General features: G+C 43.8%; 20 protein-coding genes and 1 pseudogene. 18 read left to right on the forward strand and 3 right to left on the reverse strand.

What is annotated here, in order from left to right:
• The first annotated feature begins 46 nt into the window (after positions 1-46).
• From E308F_RS06150 to E308F_RS06195, 10 genes are read left to right on the forward strand one after another with little or no spacing between them, the layout of a single operon-like run.
• On the forward strand, positions 47-1,552 hold the full coding sequence (locus E308F_RS06150) for a sugar ABC transporter ATP-binding protein (protein WP_141263997.1): 1,506 nt from the start codon (positions 47-49) through the stop codon (positions 1,550-1,552).
• Positions 1,552-2,532, forward strand: a complete 981-nt coding sequence (locus E308F_RS06155) for an ABC transporter permease (RefSeq protein WP_141263998.1) — start codon at positions 1,552-1,554, stop codon at positions 2,530-2,532. Before E308F_RS06150 ends, E308F_RS06155 begins: the two co-directional genes overlap by 1 nt.
• Before the next feature lie 26 nt (positions 2,533-2,558).
• Positions 2,559-4,505, forward strand: a complete 1,947-nt coding sequence (locus E308F_RS06160) for an FAD-dependent oxidoreductase (RefSeq protein ID WP_141263999.1) — start codon at positions 2,559-2,561, stop codon at positions 4,503-4,505.
• Between the two features lie 17 nt (positions 4,506-4,522).
• On the forward strand, positions 4,523-5,491 hold the full coding sequence (locus E308F_RS06165) for an electron transfer flavoprotein subunit alpha/FixB family protein (protein ID WP_141264000.1): 969 nt from the start codon (positions 4,523-4,525) through the stop codon (positions 5,489-5,491).
• Positions 5,491-6,789: an FAD-dependent oxidoreductase gene (locus tag E308F_RS06170; protein WP_141264001.1), complete on the forward strand. Its 1,299-nt coding sequence runs from the start codon at positions 5,491-5,493 to the stop codon at positions 6,787-6,789. Before E308F_RS06165 ends, E308F_RS06170 begins: the two co-directional genes overlap by 1 nt.
• Before the next feature lie 3 nt (positions 6,790-6,792).
• A complete protein-coding gene (locus tag E308F_RS06175; protein WP_141264002.1) occupies positions 6,793-7,062 on the forward strand; it encodes a ferredoxin family protein in 270 nt (89 codons plus the stop codon).
• A 9-nt stretch (positions 7,063-7,071) separates the two neighbouring features.
• Complete coding sequence (locus E308F_RS06180; RefSeq protein ID WP_141264003.1) at positions 7,072-7,917, forward strand: hypothetical protein; 846 nt, start codon at positions 7,072-7,074, stop codon at positions 7,915-7,917.
• Positions 7,918-7,933: 16 nt separating this feature from the next.
• Positions 7,934-9,100: a Gfo/Idh/MocA family protein gene (locus E308F_RS06185; RefSeq protein WP_141264004.1), complete on the forward strand. Its 1,167-nt coding sequence runs from the start codon at positions 7,934-7,936 to the stop codon at positions 9,098-9,100.
• Between the two features lie 21 nt (positions 9,101-9,121).
• Positions 9,122-10,093: a sugar phosphate isomerase/epimerase family protein gene (locus E308F_RS06190; RefSeq protein WP_141264005.1), complete on the forward strand. Its 972-nt coding sequence runs from the start codon at positions 9,122-9,124 to the stop codon at positions 10,091-10,093.
• On the forward strand, positions 10,093-11,082 hold the full coding sequence (locus E308F_RS06195; RefSeq protein ID WP_141264006.1) for an ROK family protein: 990 nt from the start codon (positions 10,093-10,095) through the stop codon (positions 11,080-11,082). The genes E308F_RS06190 and E308F_RS06195 overlap by 1 nt, the downstream gene beginning before the upstream one ends.
• A gap of 50 nt (positions 11,083-11,132) precedes the next feature.
• Here the strand turns inward: E308F_RS06195 and E308F_RS16850 are convergent.
• The 3 genes and pseudogenes from E308F_RS16850 to E308F_RS06205 all read right to left on the reverse strand — a co-directional run.
• A pseudogene (locus E308F_RS16850) lies at positions 11,133-11,444 on the reverse strand (IS66 family transposase); the annotation flags it as partial.
• Positions 11,434-11,859, reverse strand: coding sequence for a transposase (locus E308F_RS16855; RefSeq protein ID WP_216364464.1), 426 nt, complete (start codon positions 11,857-11,859; stop codon positions 11,434-11,436). The pseudogene E308F_RS16850 and the gene E308F_RS16855, both read right to left, overlap by 11 nt.
• A 342-nt stretch (positions 11,860-12,201) precedes the next feature.
• Positions 12,202-12,912, reverse strand: a complete 711-nt coding sequence (locus E308F_RS06205) for an alpha/beta fold hydrolase (protein WP_141264007.1) — start codon at positions 12,910-12,912, stop codon at positions 12,202-12,204.
• Between the two features lie 1,005 nt (positions 12,913-13,917).
• On the opposite strand from E308F_RS06205, the gene E308F_RS06210 reads away from it, so the two are divergent.
• The 8 genes from E308F_RS06210 (at position 13,918) to E308F_RS06240 (ending at position 22,588) form a co-directional block, all read left to right on the forward strand.
• Complete coding sequence (locus E308F_RS06210) at positions 13,918-14,382, forward strand: 4Fe-4S dicluster domain-containing protein (RefSeq protein ID WP_141264008.1); 465 nt, start codon at positions 13,918-13,920, stop codon at positions 14,380-14,382.
• Positions 14,383-14,400: 18 nt separating this feature from the next.
• Positions 14,401-16,281 (forward strand): aldehyde ferredoxin oxidoreductase family protein, encoded by a 1,881-nt coding sequence (locus E308F_RS06215; RefSeq protein ID WP_141264009.1) that lies wholly within the window; start codon positions 14,401-14,403, stop codon positions 16,279-16,281.
• 138 nt (positions 16,282-16,419) lie between these two features.
• Entirely contained in the window at positions 16,420-16,653 is a 234-nt protein-coding gene (locus E308F_RS06220) for a MoaD/ThiS family protein (protein ID WP_141264010.1), read from the forward strand.
• A 323-nt stretch (positions 16,654-16,976) separates the two neighbouring features.
• Entirely contained in the window at positions 16,977-17,294 is a 318-nt protein-coding gene (locus tag E308F_RS06225; protein WP_216364465.1) for a helix-turn-helix domain-containing protein, read from the forward strand.
• Positions 17,288-17,446, forward strand: a complete 159-nt coding sequence (locus E308F_RS16135) for a hypothetical protein (protein WP_216364466.1) — start codon at positions 17,288-17,290, stop codon at positions 17,444-17,446. Before E308F_RS06225 ends, E308F_RS16135 begins: the two co-directional genes overlap by 7 nt.
• A gap of 289 nt (positions 17,447-17,735) precedes the next feature.
• On the forward strand, positions 17,736-19,661 hold the full coding sequence (locus tag E308F_RS06230) for an FAD-dependent oxidoreductase (protein WP_141264011.1): 1,926 nt from the start codon (positions 17,736-17,738) through the stop codon (positions 19,659-19,661).
• A 663-nt stretch (positions 19,662-20,324) separates the two neighbouring features.
• A complete protein-coding gene (locus tag E308F_RS06235; RefSeq protein ID WP_141264012.1) occupies positions 20,325-21,215 on the forward strand; it encodes a carbon-nitrogen hydrolase family protein in 891 nt (296 codons plus the stop codon).
• A gap of 173 nt (positions 21,216-21,388) precedes the next feature.
• Positions 21,389-22,588, forward strand: a complete 1,200-nt coding sequence (locus E308F_RS06240) for a carbon-nitrogen hydrolase family protein (protein ID WP_141264013.1) — start codon at positions 21,389-21,391, stop codon at positions 22,586-22,588.
• Positions 22,589-23,484: the final 896 nt, after the last annotated feature.

Genomic DNA, 23,484 nt, shown 5'->3' on the forward strand with positions numbered 1-23,484 from the left:
CCCACCCCACCCAACCTTCATTTAAAAAAGTTAAGGAGAATAGCCCATGGATGAAGGTCTTGTACTGACTGTTAAAGGCATCACAAAATCATTTACCGGTGTTACAGTTCTTAAGGATGTAGACTTTGAATTACGTGTTGGAGAAGTGCACGCCCTCGTTGGCGAAAATGGAGCAGGAAAAACAACACTAATGAGAATTATAACCGGTGTATATGTAAAGGATAAAGGCGAAATTAAAATAAGAAGGAATGGGAAACTGTCTATTGTTAATATTTCAAGTCCGAAGGATTCTCGTGAGTTAGGTATTGCTATTGTACATCAAGAGTTAAATCTAGTCCCCAATATAGATATTGCTGGAAATTTATTTTTAGGTCGCGAACCCCAAAAACATGGTATTTTAAACTATGAGCAGATGTATACAGAATCAGTAAAAGTTCTTAAAGCTCTTAACCTGGATATAGATCCACATATATCAGTAGATAGATTATCTATTGCTCAAAAACAAATGGTTGAAATAGCCAAGGCTTTATCGATGGATGCAAAAATTATAATATTAGATGAACCTACTGCTTCTCTTACCAACCAAGAAATTGAAACTTTATTTACAACGATTAATCGACTACGCCAAAAAGGTGTAGCATTCATTTATATTAGTCATAGACTAGAGGAAATATATAAAATTGCTGACAGGGTTACAGTAATGCGCGATGGTACTGTAGTAGATACTTTGCCCGTGAAAAAATGTGATCGTGACACTTTAATTAAGCTTATGGTAGGTCGTGAACTAAAGAGTTATTTTAAACCCGCCAATCGTTCTGCAATTGGGTCAACAGCACTACAAGTAGAAAAACTGTCGACAGAAAAACTAAAAAACGTAAATTTTGAGGTAAGGTACGGTGAGATATTCGGATTAACAGGTCTCGTAGGCTCGGGAAGAACGGAGGTCGCAAGAGCAATTTTTGGTATTGATGAGCGTAAAGAAGGTTTAATAAAAGTTGATGGGAAAATAGTGAATATAAAGACCCCTATGGATGCAATTAAAATAGGAATTGGTTTAATACCTGAAGATCGGAAAAATGAAGGTCTAATTCTGGGTATGTCTGTAGCCAAAAACATGACTTTATCATGGTTAAAGATCACGACAAAATTACTAATAGCCCAGAATGCAGAGACAAAACTAGTGGATGAATATATTAAGCAATTGAGGATCCATCTTGCAAGTAAAGAACAGGATGTAATTTTTCTAAGCGGTGGAAACCAGCAGAAAGTAGTAATATCTAAATGGTTGATGTGTAAACCTAAAATACTAATTTTAGATGAACCAACTAGGGGTGTAGATGTTGGGGCCAAGAGTGAGATTTATGATATTCTTCGACGTCTCACACAACAAGGTGTTTCCGTGATGATTATTTCATCAGACTTACTTGAAGTATTATCTATAAGTGATCGCATTGGGGTAATGTATGAGGGGGAATTGGTTTCTGTTATGGAGGCAAGTATAGCTACCCAGGAAAAGATTATGGAGGCCGCAACAGGAGGGTTAAAAATATAATGGCGCAGATAAATACGGATGGTTTACCAAAGCAAAAAAGCTTAGCCAAATGGTTAAAAGCCCGGGAAATAGGGTTGACCATAATTTTAATTATCCTTTCTATGATTTTTAGTATAATCAGCGATAACTTTTTTACGTTCTCTAATCTTATAAATGTCGCAAGACAGGTATCAGTTAATGCAATATCGGCGGTAGGCATGACTTATGTAATCTTGACGGCAGAAATTGATCTTTCGGTTGGTTCATTACTAGCAATGTCTGGTATTGCAGCGGCATCAGTATTCAATAAAGCGGAGTCGTTTTTCTTTGCCTTAATTGTTGCCTTGCTTTTATCAACTATAGTTGGCTTTTTAAATGGGTTTATCACAGCAAAAGGGAAAATTAGTGGATTTATTACCACTTTAGCGATGATGAGCATAATTCGTGGACTAGGTTTCATATATACAGGTGGCTATCCTATTTCAGCGCAATCGGAAAAGTTTACTTCAATAGGAACGGGCTACTGGGGGCCTTTTCCAGTACCTGTTGTTATAATGATCATTATTATGATAGCAGGTCATTTGGTATTAAATAAAACTAGTTTTGGGAGATATGTTTACGCAGTTGGTGGCAATGAGACTGCTGCCAAGTGGTCGGGTATTAATGTTACCAATATAAGAATAGCCGTATTTACTATCAGTGGCTTTTTGACGGGATTAAGTGGAATCATATTAGCTGGCCGCTTAGCTTCAGGACAGCCAGTTGCAGGGCAGGGATTTGAATTGGATGTAATTGCTTCAGTAATTGTAGGCGGTACAAGCCTCATGGGAGGTAAAGGTACTATTATAGGTACCTTTATAGGCGCATTGCTTATTGGCATATTAAGTAATGGTTTAACACTGCTTAATGTGAATCCTTTCTTCCAAATGGTTGTAAAAGGTTTAGTAATTATTGGGGCAGTACTCTTAGACACTTTAAGCCGCAAGCGATTATATGCATAATTTTTATAATATGGAGGTTGATTTTCATGCAATTTAATTACCTTTTTACACCCTTTAAACTTGGTAATGTAACTTTAAAAAATAGGATTGTTTTTTTACCTCATTTTGTAGCATTAAGTGATGAAGAAGGAATGCCTACCGAAAGAGAGGCACGGTATTTAGCCGAACGCGCTAAAGGTGGTGCAGGCTTAATTATAATGTGTAACATTGCCTGTCTACCATCTGGGAAAATGTCACATCGGTTTATTAATGGTTGGGACCCTAAAATTATCACTGGTCTCAAGCAATATGCTGACATGACACATGAGGCCGGGGGAAAAATATTTGGCCAAATCAATCATGGTGGACATACAACATTAATGGATCCACCACAAATATTATGGGCCCCTTCACAAATGCCAGAGCCTTCTTGTCAATATAATACAAAAGCTATGGAAACAGAAGATATTGAATCCGTTATTGAAGGGTTTGCTAAATCGGCATTGCATTTTAAAGAAGCTGGGTTCGATGGAGTAGAGATAAAAGTGGCCCACGATGGTCTTTTACGGTCATTTATTTCGGATTTCTTTAACCGTCGTTCGGATAAATATGGCGGTTCATTGGAAAATCGTCTTCGCTTGCCTTTAGAAGTTATTCATGCGATCCGCAAGACAATAGGACCTGAACTTCCTTTAGGAATTAGACTTTGCCTTGATGAATTTACACCTTGGGGCTATAATCTCGATTTTGGAATAGAACTTGCAAAGATTTTTGAGGATACAGGTGAGGTAACATATATTAGTACTGATGCGGGTACTTTTTCTAGCTTTTATATGGAGATACCACCAATGGCCGTACCAGCTGGCTTTGCCGTATATATGGCTGCAGCTTTAAAAGAAACAATAAAACTTCCTGTAATTGCATTCGGAAGAATAAATGATCCAGCTCAAGCAGAAAAAATTTTAGGGGACGGCCATGCTGATTTAATTGGTATGGCACGTCAATTAATAGCAGACCCAGAAACACCTAATAAAGCCCGTGAAGGAAGAATAGATGAAATCCGACACTGCGTAGCATGTAATGATGGATGTATTTATCAAGTTATGCATGAAAAGCCTGTGCGTTGCATTCAAAACCCAGCTGCAGGGCGAGAAAAAACCCTAGGTATCGGAACTTTAAAACCTGCTGAGGTTAAAAAGCGAGTTGTTGTCATTGGTGGTGGCGTTGCAGGTCTAAAAGTAAGTGAGATAGCGGCATTGCGTGGGCATAAGGTTATCCTATTTGAAAAGACAAATGAATTGGGAGGACAAGTAATCCTTGCCAGTAAGTATCCGCTGAGAGACCAGCTTATAGAAGTTGCTTCATATTTAATTAAGCAAATAAATCGTCTAGGAGTAGAAGTTAGACTTAATACTGAAGCAACTCCCGAAGATGTATTAGCTTTAAAACCCGATGCTGTAGTAGTCGCAACAGGTTCTTTTTCACCCAGATTGGATATACCTGGAACAGAACAAGAAAATGTTTATAGTGTTTACGATGCCCTCAAAGAGGATGCTTCTATTGGTAATAGAGTTATGGTAATTGACCTTAATGGTCATTGGAAAGCAGCGGGGTTGGTTGAATATTTGGCAACGCAAGGCAAACATGTGAATGTAGTAACACCTCTAGTATTTTTTGGACAAGCTTTAGAGCCCAGTAATAGAGTTATGCTTTATCAAAGGTTATTCACAATGGATGTTAAAATGACGCCCCATCATGAGGTAACTGCTATAAGAGGAAAGACTGCGACATTAAAGAATGTCTACTCGGGCCAGGAAATCGAAGTAGGTGATTATGATACTTTTATTTACGTTATTCACAACCGTTCCCATGAGGAATTATATTACGCCCTAAAAGGTAAATGTTCGGAGCTTTACCGCGTTGGCGATTGTGTGGCACCACGTATGATTGAACAGGCCATTTGGGATGGAGAAGAAATCGGGCGTAAATTGTAAACAGGAGTGAACATGAGTTGAGTAATAATGTCCTTGTCTTTATAGAAGGAGAAGAAGGACACATCTGTGAAGACAGTAAAAGTATTTTGAAGGAAGGTAGACGATTAGCTGATGAAATGGGTGGCACCTTAGTGGGTGCCACCCACCGTGAAAGTATATTAAAAGATCAATTGAATAGCACTGAACTGGATGAATGCTGGGAATTACCATTAGGTATGACTGATGATCCCTGTGGGCAATTAGCAGGTCTAGCATTAGCAGAGTTAGCAAAAAATATACAGGCTAGGCTTATACTAGCAGCACATACTATGCTTGGGGAAAGTGTATTGGCAACCGCAGCAGCTTCTTTGGGCGGAACATTTTTCAGTTCATGCAGGGAAATTTCAATTAAAGATGCCAACTTTAATATCCACCGCATAACATGCGGGGGTAAAGTTGATGAAATACGCACCCTTGTTTCGAGCGTTTGTTTGGGGACTATCATCCCAAGCGGTACCGGTCGTAAGCGTTTTACGGGCAATAAAAGTGTAGAATACCGAGAGATGTTGACTTTAATAAAGGGCGCGGTACCTGAAATAACTGGAGAATTCAAGGCACCTCCTGATGAAATTGATCTGACGGAAGCCGAGTTTATTGTAGCTATTGGAGGAGGCGTAGGAGATAGAAAAGGATATGACATGGCAGCAAGATTTGCAAGTCTTTTAGGTGCTACACTTGGAGGAAGTCGAATTGCTGTAGATCGAGGCTTTCTCCCTAACAGCCGTCTTATCGGCCTAACTGGGCATGAGGTAGCCCCTAAGATATATATTGGTATAGGTATTTCGGGAGCTCCCCATCATCTGAATGGTATTCGAGATGCCAAGGTAATTATCGGGATAAACAAAGATCCAAACGCTCCTTTACTAAAAGCTGCGGATATTGCTGTTGTAGGTGACGCTTATACAATACTACCCGCACTAATCGAAGAATTAGGAGGAGAACTCTGATGGTAAAGCATTTCGATGTTATTGTAGTTGGTGCTGGATTAGCGGGTAGTGCTGCAGCGTTGACAATGTCTCGTTCGGGTTTAAATGTATGTTTAATTGAACGGGCTACAGCCCCTGGAGAGAAGAATGTAACTGGCGGCGTGTTATATGGAAAAGTACTTGATGATTTGATTCCAGATTGGCAAAATAAAGCTCCCATTGAACGATGGATTGTCAAGAATGGTATCGGAATAGTTACATCTAAATCTTTAACCTTATTTCAATTTGAGACCGAGGACTTTTATAATCCACCTTATAACTCTTGCACCATTAATAGGGCCAATTTTGATCTTTGGTTAGCTCAACAGGCGGAGGAAGCAGGAGCTACATTAGTAACCAATACTTTAGTTGAAGATCTTATTTTTAAGGACGGTTATGTGAAAGGGGTAAAGACACAACGGCCAGATGGTGAGTTGGAAGCAGATATCGTTATCTGTGCTGATGGTGTAAATTCTTTATTAGCTCAAAAAGCTGGTTTGCGCCAAAAAGATATAGCCCCCCATGAAGTTGGGATAGGGATAAAAGAAGTATGGTTATTACCTATCGAAAAAATTAATGAACGTTTTGGGCTTGAGGATAATCAGGGTAGTGCCTATGAATTTATTGGGACCTTTTTAAATGGGGTGCATGGTGGGGCCTTCCTTTATACCAACAAAAAGACTTTATCCTTAGGAATCGTTGTTAATTTAGGTTCATTACAAAAAGCAGCCGTGCAACCTAGTATGCTTTTAGAAGAATTTAAAGGTCAACCCCAAATACAAAAGTTTATAGAAGGCGGAACGTTAGTGGAGTATTCTGCTCATATGGTACCGGAGATTGGTTTAGAAATGGTGCCTAAATTATACGGTAATGGCGTTATGGTAGCAGGGGATGCTGCAGGTTTTGTTGTAACTAATGGCTTTACTTTTGAAGGGATGAATTATGCTCTTGCCTCTGGTAAAGCTGCAGGCCATACTGCTGTACACGCTATTAAGAACGGTGACGTATCAGCAAAGGCTTTGGCAGCATACAAGGATAAAATTAACGAATCATTTATTGGTAAAAACCTTGAAACGTACAGGAAAGTTTACCACGTTTTAGGTAACCCTCGGTTGAGGAAGGAATACCCTCAAATTATTGAAGAAATTGCAAAAGATCTATTTCTCTTTGATGGGAAACCGCGCCCTAAACTAGCAAAGATGGTTAAAAGCATAACGGGAAAAAAGGTAGCAATGTGGCAAGTTATTAGAGATGGTTTTGATATCTGGAGGTACATGTAAACTATGGATATACTGGAAAAGCTAATGCGTGTATATTTTATTTCAGATGAAAGACCTCATATAACGGTTAATAAATCTATCTGCCAATCATGTTCCAGCAAAGAATGCCTTCATGTTTGTCCAGCCCAACGCTATACTTTAGAAGCTGAAGGTGTTCAATTTATTGCTGATGGTTGTTTGGAATGTGGTGCGTGTCGTATCTCTTGTAAATCAGGAGCCATAACCTGGAGTTATCCTCGAGGTGGCTTTGGTGTTCGTTTCCGTTTAGGATAAAGATGTTTAGTGAAAGGGCGACAAGAAGTGAGAATTGCAGTTTTAACTCGAGAACAAATAGTGCCTGTAGGGTCTCCAATTTTTGCTGATGATAATAGAAATTTGAGCGACGTTACTGTAACTAATTTTACAGACGTCTCAGATCTTGCAGCCATGAGAGCAGCTGTTGCTATAAAAAAACAAGTACATGGAACGAATATAAACTTATATTACCTTGGTAAAAATATTTACACCTTACGCTCCATTATGGCAGTAGGAGCAGATGAAACAACAATGATAAAAGTTGATGATGATTTAGATGCCCTAACGACTGCTCAAATAGTTACCGAAGCTCTTCAAAATGAAAAATTTAACCTGATATTGACTGGCCAATACGGGGCTGGAGGAGATGGTACCGGGCAGGCTATAGCCAATTTTATTGGCTTAATGTTAATAACAGCGGCGGTTTCCATTGAACTGTCATCTAAGGAGGGAAAATGTATAGCAATCCGGACACTAGGGCGCGGTCGCCGTCAGAAGGTTGTATTTAATTTACCTGCTTTAGTTATGTGTGATCGCACCATGGACACTGTTGAGTATTCTTCTTTACCTGAAATAATCCAGGCTGCTAAGTTACAAATAAAGGAATTTAAACCAATGGTGAAACACTATAGCTCTGAACGTATCAAGCTTCAGCTGCCAACCCCAAGGCCCAAAAAAATTTTTACTCCTGACAGCAATCTTAGTTCAAGTGATCGAATAAAGCAGATACTTTCGGGGGGGATTTCCAAGCGGGCTACAGACCGTTTGGAAGGCCCACCGAAGGAGGTGGCTAAACAGCTGTTAAGTCTTTTAAAGCGGGAAGGTATTCTATAAGTTTGGAGGGGAAATAATGCAAAAAATCAAAGTAGGCGTTATAGGTACCGGCTTTATTGGCCCTGAACATATTGAAGCTGTGCGCCGTTTGGGTTTTGTCGAAGTCGTCGCCCTGGCAGAAGCAAATAAAGAACTGGCCGAAAAAAGGGCGGTTGAATTAGGTATTGCCAAAGCCTACGGCGATTATCGAGAAATACTGGCGGATCCTGACATAAAGGTGGTACACAACTGTACGCCCAACAATTTACACTATAAGATTAACAAAGATATCATTATGGCCGGTAAACATGTCTTATCGGAGAAACCCCTGGCCATGACCAGCAGCGAGTCTGCCGAACTCCTAAAATTAGCAAGAGAACATAAAGTAGTTCATGGCGTTAACTTTAACTACCGGCAGTACCCTTTAGTGCAACAATTAAGGGCAATGATCAGAGAGGGTACTTTAGGTAAAGTTAATCTGGTTCACGGCAGCTACCTGCAGGATTGGTTACTCTATGATACAGATTACAACTGGCGCCTTGAACCGGAAGTCGGGGGCAGTTCCCGGGCGGTGGCCGATATCGGATCTCACTGGTGTGACACCGTGCAGCACGTGATCGGACAAAGTATTACTGAAGTATTTGCCGACCTGGCCACGATAATTCCTGTAAGAAAAAGACCAAAGCAAAGTGTGGCAACTTTTGGGGTTCAGGAATTACAGGCAGGGCAGTATGAGGAAGTACCTATAAAAACAGAGGATTATGCGACCGTACTCTTGCGTTTCAGCGGTGGTGCCAGGGGTGTCTTTACCGTTTCCCAGGTAAGTGCGGGGAGGAAAAATAGGCTTAGTTTTGAAATCGATTGCAGCAAATCGTCTGCCTTCTGGAGCCAGGAGGAACCCGAGCACCTCTGGATTGGCCACCGCGAACGGCCTAACGAAATTCTTATGGCCGACCCTGCCTTACTTTCACCGGAAGCCCAAAATTATATCCATCATCCAGGCGGCCATAACGAAGGCTGGCCTGATGGTTTAAAGAATATGATGCATAATTTTTATAGCTTTATTTTGGAAGGGAAAGACCCTCTGGCAGATGCTGCCAACTTTGCCACCTTTGCTGATGGTCATGCGGCTATGTGTATAATTGAAGCAATTTTAGAAAGCAATGCCACCCAGAAATGGGTGAAAGTAAATAATAGCTTTTAGTTGAAGCTGGGAGGGAGTAATTTGAAACTAGGGGTATTTACTGTCCTTTTTCAGAATAAACCGTTTGATGAAACACTGGATATTGTCAAAAGTTATGGCCTGGAAGCCGTGGAATTGGGTACTGGTAATTATCCCGGCAGCGCTCATTGCAATCCCGACGAACTACTTTCAGATACCCAAAAGCTCATCGCTTTTACCAAAGCACTTGAGGAAAGAGGATTAATCATAAGCGCCCTCAGTTGCCACGGCAACCCCTTACACCCGCAAAAGGAGGTTGCGCGCAGGTTTCATGAAACCTGGCGCAAGACGGTCCTGCTGGCTGAAAAGTTGGGGGTGGAATGCATTAATGTTTTCTCCGGCTGCCCGGGTGACTCGGATAATTCCTTGCATCCAAACTGGGTTACCTGTGCCTGGCCACCTGACTACCTGGAAGTTTTAAACTGGCAATGGGATACCAAACTTGTACCTTACTGGAAAGAAGAAGTAGCCTATGCTGCCCAACATAAGGTGCGTAAAATAGCTTTTGAAATGCATCCTGGATTTATGGTCTATAATCCGGAAACTTTATTGAAATTAAGAAACCTGGTTGGGCCGGAGATAGGAGCTAATTTTGATCCAAGTCATTTAGTATGGCAGGGTATCGATCCGGTTGAAGCAGTTAAGGTGCTGGGGAAAGAAAACGCCATTTTCCATGTCCATGCCAAGGATACTTACCTTGATAAGAGTAATATAAAGGTAAATGGAGTTTTAGATACTAAACCCTATCACCAGGTAGCGGAGCGTTCCTGGACCTTTAGGAGCGTAGGCTATGGGCTAAGCGAGGCGGTATGGAAAAATATTATCAGCGTCTTAAGGGTGGTTGGCTATGATTACGTTCTCAGTATCGAACATGAGGATTGCCTGGCATCTTCCCAGGAAGGCTTTTCAAAAGCGGTAAGCTGCCTCAAAGATTGTTTGTTCCGCGAGCCTGCCGGTGAAATGTGGTGGGCATAGTGAGTAAAGAGAGTATGCTGGCAGAGAATAATACCGGATTTACTATCGGCATTGATATGGGAGGCACCAAAATATTAACGGCGCTGGTAAACTCCCATGGAAATATTGTCAAGACTACTCGATATTCTACCGCTGTAACTGAGGGCAAGGATAGAATAATCGCGCAAATAACCCAAAGTGTTCACGAAGTATCGGCGGGACTGGATCTCGGTAGAGATATAATAGGTATAGGTGTTAGCTGCGCCGGACCGGTAGATCCGGAAAACGGTGTTCTGGTTCAGGGTACTAACCTGGGGTGGGACAACGCCCCTCTGAAATCAATCCTGGAGGATAGGTTTAAATTACCAGTATATGTAGAGAATGATGCCAATACCGCGGCTATAGCGGAACACCGTTTGGGTGCCGGTGCTGGAAGTAAGGATATGGTGTATGTTACTATTAGTACAGGAATAGGCGGCGGCCTTATTCTGGGAGGGCAAATCTACCGCGGTGCCAATTTTGCTGCGGGTGAAATAGGACACATTATTGTCGAAATTGAGGGGCCAGAGTGCAACTGCGGCAGCCGGGGTTGCGTTGAGGCTGTTGCTTCTGGTCCGGCAACGGCAAGAAGGGCGGTAGAGCGTATACGCAGGGGGGAGACTTCAGCTATTATACAAATGGTAGAAGGTGAGCTTGACAAAGTAACAGGAGAGATAGTTTATCGGGCTGCTGCCAACGGCGATTCACTTGCTGGGGAAGTAGTTTACCAATCAGGTAGATATATCGGTGTAGCCCTAGCTAGCCTGGTGAATATTTTAAATCCGGAAGTAATCGTTATTGGTGGCGGTGTGGCCAAAGCAGGAGAACTTTTATTTAAACCATTAAGGGAGAATTTAACTATTAGGGTAATGCGATCGCAAAGGGAAAAAGTAAAAGTAGTTGCATCAAAGTTTGGTAGTTATAGCAGTGTATTGGGAGCGGCTTTCTTACCTTATTTAACCGGCGAGTAACAACGTAAAATAACCCCCACCTAACACTTAAGGTGGGGGTATAAACTATCTTAATTCATCCGGCAAATAGGAGGCAAAGTTTCCGACCACGGCAGGTACTGATCCAGGGCATTTTTATCCTGGAGGTCCAGGTTGGGAAGGTTTTCGAAAAGGTAAATGAGATAGTGGAAGGGATTTAAATTGTTTTCCTTAGCCGTTTTTATGATGCTGTAGGTAATGGCGCTGGCTTTAGCACCCCGCGGGGTGTTGGCAAATAGCCAGTTCTTACGGCCGATGACGAAGGGCTTGATGGAGCGCTTGTTGCGGTTGTTGTCGAGTTCCAGCCGCCCGTCTTGCAAGAAGACTACAAGTTTATCCCACTGACCGCACCTCGGTACTTATTTCATGTAAAGGGCCGCCGCAGAACGGGCAGACCCGTTCTTCTTCCGGCAGGCGGTTCTCTATTACTTTTACCGGCAGATCTTCCAGGTTCATCTCCCGAAGGCCGCGCCCTTTGCGGCGCTGGTAGGTGATGGTTTCCAAATCCGGCTCAGGCGCTTGCGGCCGGGCTTCCGCTTCGTTAAAAAGTAAAAGCTGTTTTTGTAAAGGTGTGGTCCGTTCGCTGGAAGAATCGAATTGCCGTTTCTTGCTTAAACGGAACTGCTCCATAAACCACTTTAACTTGGCGGTCAGTTCAGCATTTTGCTGTGACAGCTCTCTACATTGCTCTTGCAGCTGTAGGCAGAGGCTTTTCAGCTCTTCTATAGTCATGGCGGCGATAGATTGCGAAGTGATCATGCTTTAATGTTTCAAGCGGCCAGTTATCATAATTGCCTGGGGCTAACGTCTTCATGGGCGGCGCACCTTTCTTTAACGCTTTGCCAGCTGATCTGGTATGCGGCTATCCGGGTTTCCCAAAGTGTTTGCCGTTCGGCTTTGTGGTCATAAAAAATCTCCCTCCGTTGATATTCTTGAGGGAGATTATCCTATAAATACTGCTTTGGTGCTAGGTGGGTTGAGTTTGACGCTTACGACGAAACTATTTTTTACGATGCCTTAAACCATTGATGTATCTATGGTTGGTAAATTTTTACGTTATGCCAAACTTGGGGTTCAAATGATGCTTAGGGATGAATTCCTCTAAATTAAGCTAAGAAGATTTTTGGTTAGTTGCTCTGGAGCCGAAAAGAAAGGAGAATGGCTTGTTTCCATTTTAATTACACGTTCACAAGGTAAATTGGTATACATTCTTTCTTGAACTACAGGAAAGATTGCATTATCTTTGGTGCAGGTAATATAAACTCTTGGTACCCTCCCAAATCGCGTAGGCGATGTTTGCACACGGGCATTGAATGGTTCAGGTGCTTGCGGTACAAGTAAAAGTTTCGCTAAAGTTATATCAGAATCAGGACAATCTGCATAAAAAACTTCTTTTATAGCGTCTTCTTTTACTGAAAAGGGACTGTTTTCATAGGGCATAACGAGATTGGGAAGAACCAGTGTCTGGTCACCCAATACCTGTAGAAGAGACTCGCCATTTTGGAGTAGAAATGCAGTAAGATAAACTAATCGTTTAATTTTATCAGGGCGTTCTTCGGCTACCTGGGTAATCACTACGCCTCCCATACTATGCCCTACTAAGATTACAGGTTCTGTTTCTGCATCTAACACCCGACATACGCAATCAACATAATCGCGAAGTGTTATTTTTTCGGGAGGCGTTTTATCGCGCCCATGAGAAGGAAGATCTACAGCTACTACCTTATGACCATTTCGTTCAATAAGGGGAATTACTTTATACCAACACCACGCACCGTGCCAAGCCCCGTGGACCAATACAAAAGTACTCATTTAAACCCTCCTAAAAGATTATACAGAAACAATTCTTTAACCCAAGCTTGACGTAAAAATTACCAACCATAGATAATACAAAGGGTTTAATGCAATCGTAAAGAATGGTTTCGTCATTCCAACTAGTACTCGGGCTTTTTTATATTAGTTTTACCTATTGGGACGCAATTATGCATTCACATTTCAATAATAGCCATTTCTTCTAATGGGCAGATGGTATGTAAATGCTCACTTTGCTTCGCTACATTGAAAAATATTATCGCTAAAGTTGGATTTTTACATTAGTAAAGCTATATCATTCCTTTCTTTTATGATTCGACAATAGCGAATACAATTCATCACTTTTGTAGCTTTAATTCGTTAAAAAATATGGTTTTCCTTCAAAACCATATAAAATACTGTTCGATAATACCGCAGCTTTAATTTTTGCTGAATAACCCTTGCCATAAATTAAGGACCTCCATACTGTATTAGTGCGATTGACGAGTGGTAATCTGCATGTCACCTGGTATGGTAAGTAGAGGCATTTCTGGAGGAAGCAGAAAGCCAAACGGATAGGCCGGACCTAAAAGCTGCCATATAGCGTTCTACTACTCTACGAAAGAGCGTCCAGCGTTTGATATGACCAACAATTTTGCGATAATGTAGAATGAAAAGGATTATGGTACGGCAGGAATACCGAATTTAAGCGAGAATATATATAAACAGAAATACAAGAACTGCATTCGTCAATATCGAAAGCATTAATTCTAACAAGGCTATTAGGCAATTATTATGCCAGAAATAGCGAATAAATTTGGCATAGAATGGAGCTGGCACATAGTGATATCGCTATAGCTGGCCCAAGCGGCAGATGACAATGGAGGGGGGTCTTGAACTTCTGGCAAGAAGCTATTGAGGAACATCCGCGTGAGAAGCTTTACTAATTTCATTAATTAAAAGTAAGGTAAATATTTTAATCAACACTATAATTGAAATCAAGGCAGTATTTGGGAGGCGATCTGTGTGCCTAAAGTTTTGTCAGTGGATCCGTCCAGATGTACGGGTTGCCACCGCTGTGAAATGTGGTGTTCGTTGACCAAATACGACGAGATTAATCCTTCCCGGAGCAATATTTATGTGATACGCCGGGAGCCGGCGGTGGACGTGCCGATGGTTTGCATTCAATGCGGCTTGTGTATAGATGTATGTCCTCGCAACGCGCTAAAGCGCGTTAGGAAGACCGGTGCGGTAGTTGTAGATGCTGAACTGTGCACCGGTTGCGGCATCTGCGTGAAGGTTTGCCCTTACGGTGTGCTCAGGGTTGATGAGGAAACAGGTGTGGCGGCTAAATGCGATTTATGCGGCGGTTCACCGGCATGTGCAGCCCATTGCCCGCATGAAGCCATCCGGTACATGGATGCCAGTAAAGCTGCCGCTAAACGCCGTGAAATCTGGGCCGTTGCCCTAGCGGCTAAGAACAGAGCTTAAATTGGAGGTGGCTATGTAATGAGGTATGGATTTGCCGGCCAGTTATTACGAGTTAATCTAACAGATAGCATATATAAAGTAGAAGAGCTGGATGAAAAAGAGCTACGTAAATACATGGGTTGTTCAGGTTATGCCGCCAAACTCCTTTATCAAGAGATGCCCGGCGGGACGGATCCTTTGTCTCCTGAGGCGAAAGTAGTGATCGCAACCGGCGCAGTGAGCGGAACCCTTTGTCCCAGCGGCGGTAGCTATGAAGTTTGCTACAAGTCTCCTTTGACCGGGACCTGGAACCAGGCGCGCTCAGGGGGTGGATTTGGCCCCAAGTTGAAGTATGCCGGATTTGATTTTTTAGTCATTGAAGGTAGAGCGGCGGATCCTGTCTATATTTTTATTAATGACGGCAAGGTGGAAATCAAACCGGCCAAACATCTCTGGGGCAAGAATGTTGAAGATACCACAGATATTATAATCCGGGAACTGGATGATCCTGAGGTCTCTGTAGCTGCCATCGGCCAGGCCGGGGAGAATGGCGTTTTATACTCTGCTTTGATTAATGACAGAGGACGCGCTGCTGCCAGGGGCGGTATCGGAGCGGTTTTTGGCAGTAAAAATTTAAAAGCGGTCGTGGTAAGAGGCAGCAGAGGCATTAAAGTGGGTAACCCGAAGCAATTTGTAGAGGCCATTGAGAAAGCGGAGCAGTGGTTAAAGAATTATCTCTTTGCCGCTATTCCCGCCCTCGGTACAGTCAATATGATGGTGCCGAACAGCACCCTGGGAATCCTCCCCACGAAGAATTTCCAGAAAGCCCATTTTGAAAACGTCGATAAAGTTTCCGGAGAACTGATTAATGAGAAGTATAACATTAAACGGCGGGCCTGCTACGGCTGTAGTTTTGCCTGCGGCCGCTATACTCATGTAAATGGTGGAAAATTTGCCACGCCTCCCATGGAGGGCCCGGAATACGAAACTGTTGATATGTTGGGTCCCCTTTGCGGAATCGATGAGATCGAGGCCATCATCAAAGGTAATTACCTGTGCAATGTGTATGGTTTAGATACGATTAGCGCCGGGATGAGCATTGCTTTTGCCATGGAGTGCTACGAAAAGGGTCTCTTGACAGATGAAGACACTGAAGGGCTTCCTTTACGGTGGGGAGATGCCGAGGTCATGTTGAAATTGCTGGAAAAGATCGCCCATCGGGAAGGAATTGGAGCTTTCCTGGCCCAGGGTGTGAAACGGATGGCTGAGAAATTGGGCCCTGCTGCCGAAGAAGCGGCTATACACGTCAAAGGTCTTGAATTAGCCGCCCATGAGCCCCGTTCGGAGTCCAAGTCCTTGGCTCTTCAGTATGCCGTTTCCCCACGGGGAGCCTGTCACATGCATCCCAACTGGGCCAGTGTATGGGACTTTCAAATTGACTGCGGCATGAAAGAATTTGGTTTGCCCTCGTGGCCGGCAGGCCCCCAGGAAGAATCTTTAAAGAGAAGTTTAGCCTACCGGTATGTCGTCTTACAGGGAGAAATCACCGAAATCCTGGGGGGGTGCATTTTCTTTTCCTGGGGAGCTGAGGGTAACTGCATCACACCGCAACTTTATGCTGAGATTGTAAGTGCTCTCACCGGATGGAACGTAACGGCCGCAGAACTATTGACAGCAGCAGAACGTTCCTGGAATTTGAAGCGGTGTTTTAATGCCCGAGAAGGTTTTACCCGCAAGGAGGACAGATTGCCTAAACGTATTTATAATGCTATTCCTGACGGCCCCTCCGCTGGCGCACGGGTAGAAAACCTTGATTTAATGCTGGATGGATATTATGAAGCCATGGGTTGGGACAAACAAACCGGCCTTCCTACTCCTGAAAAGCTGAGGGAGCTAGGTCTGGAATTTGCGATCAACTAAATAAAAATGGCAGCTTTAGTACCGCTGTTCATTCCATGGCCCTGCCCGTGGGATGAACAGCAATATATTGCTACCTATGATTGAAGGAAGGCATAAAAGAGTAAAGTGTTTAGTTGAAGAAAAGGGGTTATGTTATAAGTGCAGGTAACAGTAAGGTTATTAGGTATTCTTTCTTTTTCTTACCCTGCATTTAGCAAGTTTCATCCTATTGAACTAAAAGAAGGCGAGACAATTAGAGGGCTGCGAAAACGGTTAGGATTGCCTTTGAAGGAGGTTTGTTTTGTTTCCGTTAATGGAAAAATGGTAGGAGAAGAGTATAAGTTGGTTGAGGGAGATGAGGTTATTTTCTTTCCCACGGTTAGCGGAGGTTAAGAGATTGTGAAAAATTTAATTTAAGTTATGGAGCCGGGCACCTCGTTCAGGGGTACTGGCTTTTTTGTTGCCTCGAATAGTATACAGGGGCGGTCAGGAAGAGCGTTCAATGTTTGGTATAACCAATAATTTTGCGATAATGTCGAACGAAAAAATTCTGTTACTGCAGGGATACCGAATTTAACAGGGATACCGAATTTAAATAGAGAATATCACCTTCTAGGAAAAAGAGAACATTGTTCGTTAATATTGAAAGCGAAAGTTACAATTCTAACAAAGATAGCAGGCGATCATTATGCCCGAGATGGCTAATAATCCGTAGAATGGAGCTGGCACATAGTGAGATCACGTGGTGCTGTTGGAACGGGCAGATTCGTTCAGTAGCCAAGGCATTAAAAATCCTTGACTTGCTGGCAACTACTTATAAAGAAATGTCCTTGGCGGAGATAGCGCAAAAGATAGACCTATCCAAGAGCACACTCCACGGCTTACTGTCAACTATGGGCGATTTTGGCTATATTGAGCAGTCGGCCTTTGGCGGCCGTTACCGGCTGAGGGTTCGCCTGTTTGAGATCGGTAACGCCGTGGCCAACAACTGGACGTCCGCCGGGTGGCCGCCCCTTATATCCAGCACATGGTAGAAGTCGGCACCCCTGCGGGAATACAAAGGCAAGGTTTGTGCGGCCATCAGCGTCTCCGGCCCGGCAGCCGGATGGACGGAGAGAGGCTGCAGCTGGTCATAGATCGTATTACCCGGACGGCAACCGAGATTTCGGCCGGACTTGGTTACTGACCCGTCGTGGGGAGTGATGCCAATGGGGCTTAGGTAGTTCCTCTTTACCTTCCGGTAGGTCTCACAAGAGTATTAGTAACATATCAGGTAATTAATGTGTTTTTTTTTCGGTAGCATGGAATTATATAAATACTATCAGGTAATAATTTAGATGGCCTGTACCTCTTTGCGACAGTCCTTGAGGATTAACAAATGGATTTCACCCTGGTTATTATGCCTGAAATAATTTTATGCATAATGACAGGAGTCCAATGCTAATTTTTTAGAAACCAAATGGAGGTAGGATTACATGCAGCAATTACCTATACTTATCAGCCCAACTAATATAGGTAAGATGCAGCTCAAAAACAGGATGGTAATGCCACCAATGGAAACCAATTATGCCAATAGCGATGGGTCAGTGACTGACCGTCTGGTGGCTTACCATGAAGAAAGGGCCCGTGGTGGCGTAGGCTTGATTATTGTCGAAGCGTCTTATGTCCACATTACAGGTAAAGGTTTTAAAAACGGATTGGGTATCTATTCCGACCGCCTGATACCGGGACTACGCCGTCTGGTGGAGGCCGTCCATGCCCATGGAGCCAAAATAGCTATCCAGCTTTTCCACGGTGGTCGGCAGGCCCACTCGGAATATACCGGCCAGCCCCTTTTAGCTCCTTCACCCATACCTGATCCAACTGTGGGGGAGATACCAAAAGAGTTATCCAAAGAAGAAATCAATATGCTGGTAAAGGCCTTTGCTGAGGCTGCCCGGCGGGCTAAAGCGGCCGGCTTTGATGCTGTAGAAATCCACGGTGCCCATGGTTACCTCCTGGATGAATTCCTTTCTCCATTTTCCAACAAACGCACAGATGAATATGGCGGCTCGCTGGAAAACCGGATGCGCTTCCCACTGGAAGTTGTGCGGGCGGTGCGACAGGCTGTCGGGCCGGAATTCCCCATAATCTACCGGATGAGTGCAGATGAAAAGGTTCCAGGAGGGCTTACCCTCGATGAAACTAAGGTTGTGGCCAGGAGGCTTGAACAAGAGGGAGTTAACGCTCTCCACGTCTCAGCTGGTGTTTATGCGTCAGCGCAGTGGGTTATCCAGCCTATGTATCTCCCCCGGGGTTGCCTGGTAGACCTGGCCCAGGGTATCAAGTCGGTTGTTAAGATTCCAGTTATAGCCGTCGGGCGCATAAACGATCCGGAAGTTGCTGAAGATATCCTGAAGGCAGGTAAAGCGGATTTAATCTCTTTTGGCCGGGGGCTGCTCACTGATCCGGAAATGCCTAAAAAGGTAATAGAAGGCAGGTTGGATGACATCCGCCATTGTATCGCCTGTTGCCAGGCTTGCATCGATGAACTGTTCCGGGACCATGCCATTGGCTGTACAGTCAACGCCCGGGCGGGTTATGAGCGTGAATTTACCCTGGGCCGGGCATCACGGCCGCGTAAGGTCCTGGTTGTCGGCGGGGGGCCGGCCGGGATGGAAGTAGCCCGGGTAGCAGCCCTCCGCGGACACCAGGTTACCCTCTGGGAAAAGTCCGGCGACCTGGGCGGCCAACTCCTCCTCGCCTTTACCCCGCCTCAGAAGGGCGAGATTGCCACTTTCAGGGATTATTTGATAGGACAGCTGGCCAAACTCAAAGTAAAAGTTCAGCTTAATAAGGAAGCTACCCCGGAGGCCGTCTACCAGGAAAAACCTGATGTAGTGGTAATAGCTACCGGCGCCCGCCCGGCTACCTTGAACGTGCCGGGGGTAGAAGCAGAAAATGTCGTGCTTTCGTGGGATGTTTTACGAGGGAAGGTCCAGGTAGGTAAAAAGGTGGCAGTGATTGGTGGCGGTCTGGTGGGCTGCGAGACGGCCGAATATCTGGCCGAAAAGGGACATGAAGTGACCATTATCGAAATGCTACCACAGGTCGCGGGTGACATCGGGCCCCTGGTAGGTGCTATGCTGATGGAACGACTGAAACAGCAGGTTAAAATAATTACTGGGGCTAAACTTAAAGCCATTAAAGGTAGGACCATCACCTTTGCCTATAATGACAGGGAAGAAGACCTGGCCGATATTGATACAGTTGTGTTGGCCATCGGGTCCAAGCCTGAAGATACTCTGGCTCAGGCAATGGAAGGTTCTGGTATCGATTATTATGTAATCGGCGATGCCGTCAGTCCACGTAGAATAACCCAGGCCATCTTCGAAGCCATGCGTGTGGGGCATGAATTGTAAAATTACTAGCTAACCCGGGATATAATCCCGGGTATTTTTTGTGTGCCCGGCATTAGGTATTTACTTGGAGGTGCATGAGAGGTGCAGTGTAAAATTACAATAGGCGGAAGAGAAAAGGAGCAAAAATGAAGAAAGATACCTGATAGGAAGATAAACGCCGTAAAAAAGGAGAGAGTCTCTTATGGTAAACGGTAAGCTTTGTTGACAATCAACCTGGCGTTGAGCATAATAAAAATAAAAAGAATACAAATGGTGAAGGAATAAAAGGCAAAGGCGCTTTTTGGAGAGCAGGTTATCACCAAGAGGCGCTTTATTTGTTTAAGCTTTATTAGTTATAAAATCTATGGTCCGACGCCGGACGAAAGGCAAGGGTGCCTGCGAAGTACTTTACCAGGCACCCTTTCTTATTTGCATGTATAGAAACAACGTCCCGGGACGAATAGGCGCCGTTCACACTTGGGCGATGAGTATAGACCTGAATCCGTGATAATAATAACCGGTTGAGGTTTGTATTAACATTAAATGGAATTAATAGTAATATTTAACATCTGCTATATATTAAAGTGGATGTAATGTTGATTATATGGACCATAATTAAAACTCCTACTTAAAGCCACTTTTATAGAGGAAGGCTAAACTACCTTTTCAAAAGGAGGACGTGAAATGAGTACCGTTACTTTGGCGACTGTGTGTATGAACGTGGTGTTCGATAAGAAAAAAAATCTGGAAAAGTATTTTCGGTTTATCGACGAAGCAGCTGCAAAAAACGCAAACCTGATTGCTTTCCCAGAGCAATCTCTGCAGGGGTATTTACAAAACCTTGGGCAGTTTAAGCTGGAAACTATGGAGTACCAGCATGCCAATGCGGAAGTAGTACCCGAGGGAGAGAGCACACAAGCTCTCATTGCTAAGGCCAAGGAGAAGAATATGTATATAATCTGGGGGATGACAGAGAGAGATAAGGAAAGATATGACGTTCTTTATAACGCGGCTGTCCTAGTGGGCCCCGAGGGTTTTTTGGGCGTATACAGAAAAGTACACCAACCTCTGGATGAGAAACATGTCTATTTCGATGGACACGAATGGCCTGTCTTTGACACCAAGATAGGAAAGATTGGCATGCTTATATGTTACGACAAGTCTTTTCCAGAATCTACGCGGGAACTCGCCTTAAGAGGCGCCGAGATCCTGGTTATGCCAACCGCTTGGCCTCTCACAACTGTTGGTGCTGACTATAAAACCGATTACTGTAAGTACCTCTATGACCTCTATGATTGCGTGAGAGCAGCCGAAAACCAGTGCTTCTTCATCTCTTCAAATCACGTTGGCGTTAGCGGCGATCACGAGTTCTTTGGCCACAGCCGGATCGTGGGTCCTAACGGAAGAGTTATTGTTGAAACTGGTATACAAGAAGGGCTTGCAGTAACAACTGTAGATGTAAAGGAAAAGATTGTCAAAGCTAGGACCATCGATTTTCTTGGGCTCTGCCAGTTAAAAGACCGTAAGCCTTCTACTTACACAATGATTTCATCTCCCATCAAAGAGTCACGATGATTTTCATCCCCCATCAATATCGCACTTCAAGAAAGGCGGGGGCTTCCGTGAGTTCAAGGCAATGGAGGAGGTTTGGGTTCTTAGTGAGCATCTCAACAGGATTGGGTATGGGAAAATATGTCGCAAAGTCGGGTTTAAGTTAAATTATATATTTACAAAAGGAGGAAAAAATTATGTGGGAAGTAAACACACAAAAAATTAATAAGAAAGTTATGGGCGGAAAGGAAAAGGTAAGAGTTGCAGCAATTCAGGCCTCCCAGATTGTATTCAATAAAGAGAAATCCATTCAAAAGGCTTGTCGTTTAATCAAAGAAGCAGGTGCCAATGGGGCAGAATTAGTGGCTTTTTCTGAAACATTTATTCCGGTTTACCCTGCTTATTATACTGGAGGTTGGGAATCTCCACTTGAAGAATGGATGGCCTGGAATGTGAATTTGCAGGATCACTCAGTTGTCATTCCTAGCGAAGACACCGAAATTATAGGGCAAGCGTGCCGAGAGGCGGGTGTCTACTGTGTTATGGGTGTTAACGAGCTAGATGATAAGACGGGTTCACGGACCTTATATAATACTCAAATTATGTTCGGTAAAGATGGAAAAGTACTTGGTCGACACCGGAAGTTAATGCCAACATATACAGAACGTACGTATTGGGGATGGGGTGACGGGAGCGACCTGAAAGTCTACGATACCGATATCGGGCGAATAGGTTCCCTAATATGCTGGGAACACCATACGATTTTGGTGCGTGCGGCCCAAATGTTAATGGGTGAAGAATTTCATATTTCTAATTGGCCCGGTAATTGGTCGATCGGTTCAGGAAAACCCGGAGAAAAAAAGGGAACGGTAATGGAAGGATCTACTAATTCTTTGGGATATCCTTGTGACCTTCAATTTGCCATCAGAGAATATGCTTTTGAAGCGGGATCTTTTGTAATTAGTGTAAGCGGTTTGCTTAGAGAAGAAGATTTTGAGCCACAATTTAAAGATTTTATCACGAGTGATCATATGAATTTCAAATGGGCAGTAGGGGGAAGTGCAATTGTGAATCCGTTTGGGGAATACCTCGCTGAACCTGTATTTAACCAAGAAACAATTCTCTACGCTGACTGCTATGCTAACGATATCAAGGCAGTAAAGGCCCTTTTTGATGGATTGGGCCATTATTCCCGGCCAGATGTGACAAGGTTGCTGGTAAAGACTACGCCTAATGAAAATGTTATTCCATTGGCTGAATCAGTCGCACCGCCATCTATTACCATTCCATCTTATACTGATCTTAAGCGGATTTCGGAAACCTTTGAAGTTAGCCTGAAGAAGCTTGAAACACTAGCAACAAAGGTTGAGGAATTATTAACTGCTGCTAGTAGGTAAAAAATGAGCTTTTCTTACCCTGAGACTACTCACCTATAAATAGAAAGGTAGTTGGGAAGGGGACGATTAAAGCTGATAGGTTAACACAGGTTAACAGTTGAAGATTTAGATACAACTCGACTTTGCGACATATTTTCCCAAACTTGAAGTAGGCATGGGATGCCTGGCTAAAGCCGGTTATCCCATGTTTTTTTATGAACTGCTTGCAATTTCACCGCGCCTGGCTCTCCAGTAGCTGCCAGCCTGAGGGTGAATTGCCAGGGAACCTAAATTGCTCCAGGCAAATTGCTCCTCATCTTCAGCCGGAAAGCATGGCCTGGGCCGGATCAGGAGCTACGTGGCCCTCCATCTTACCTTTCAAAAAAGCCTGCCGCTGTATTACTTCCAGGGTTATTTCCAGAATGTAAATCATTTGCTCCACCTCCCAGTGACTGCTTGCGTCCAGCATACGCTCGACTTTTTCCCCCAAGTCTCCGGGCTTTCTGGGTTTGATGATCTTTTTAGCCAGGTTTTGAAATAGCGAAACTCATCAGATGTGAGCTGCCTCAAAATACCTGATACTTTCTGCAGTCAGCTGGCCTCTTCCGGACGTAGCTTCCGGTCCAAAAGGAGACGCTGAAATACCCTTTTGCTGCCCAGAAGCTGCCGTTACCCCATGTCGTAGGGGACAGATTTTCATTTTTCGGTACAGGACATCCCGTCTTACGAGTAACATTATACCAATTTTCTGAACAGGACGATATTTTGGTCGGTAATGTTAGGGTATTGAAAAGCTGAAAAAAGTTACACCCCCAGTATATATACCCGGTAGGGACCGGCGGCAATAAGCCATTTTGCAGGAAATCCAGGTGGTATGGCGAAAGTGATCTTTAGATATGAGAAAGGTGGGGGAGGTG

The sequence above is a fragment of the Moorella sp. E308F genome (assembly GCF_006538365.1).
GTDB lineage: Bacteria > Bacillota > DSM-521 > Neomoorellales > Neomoorellaceae > Neomoorella.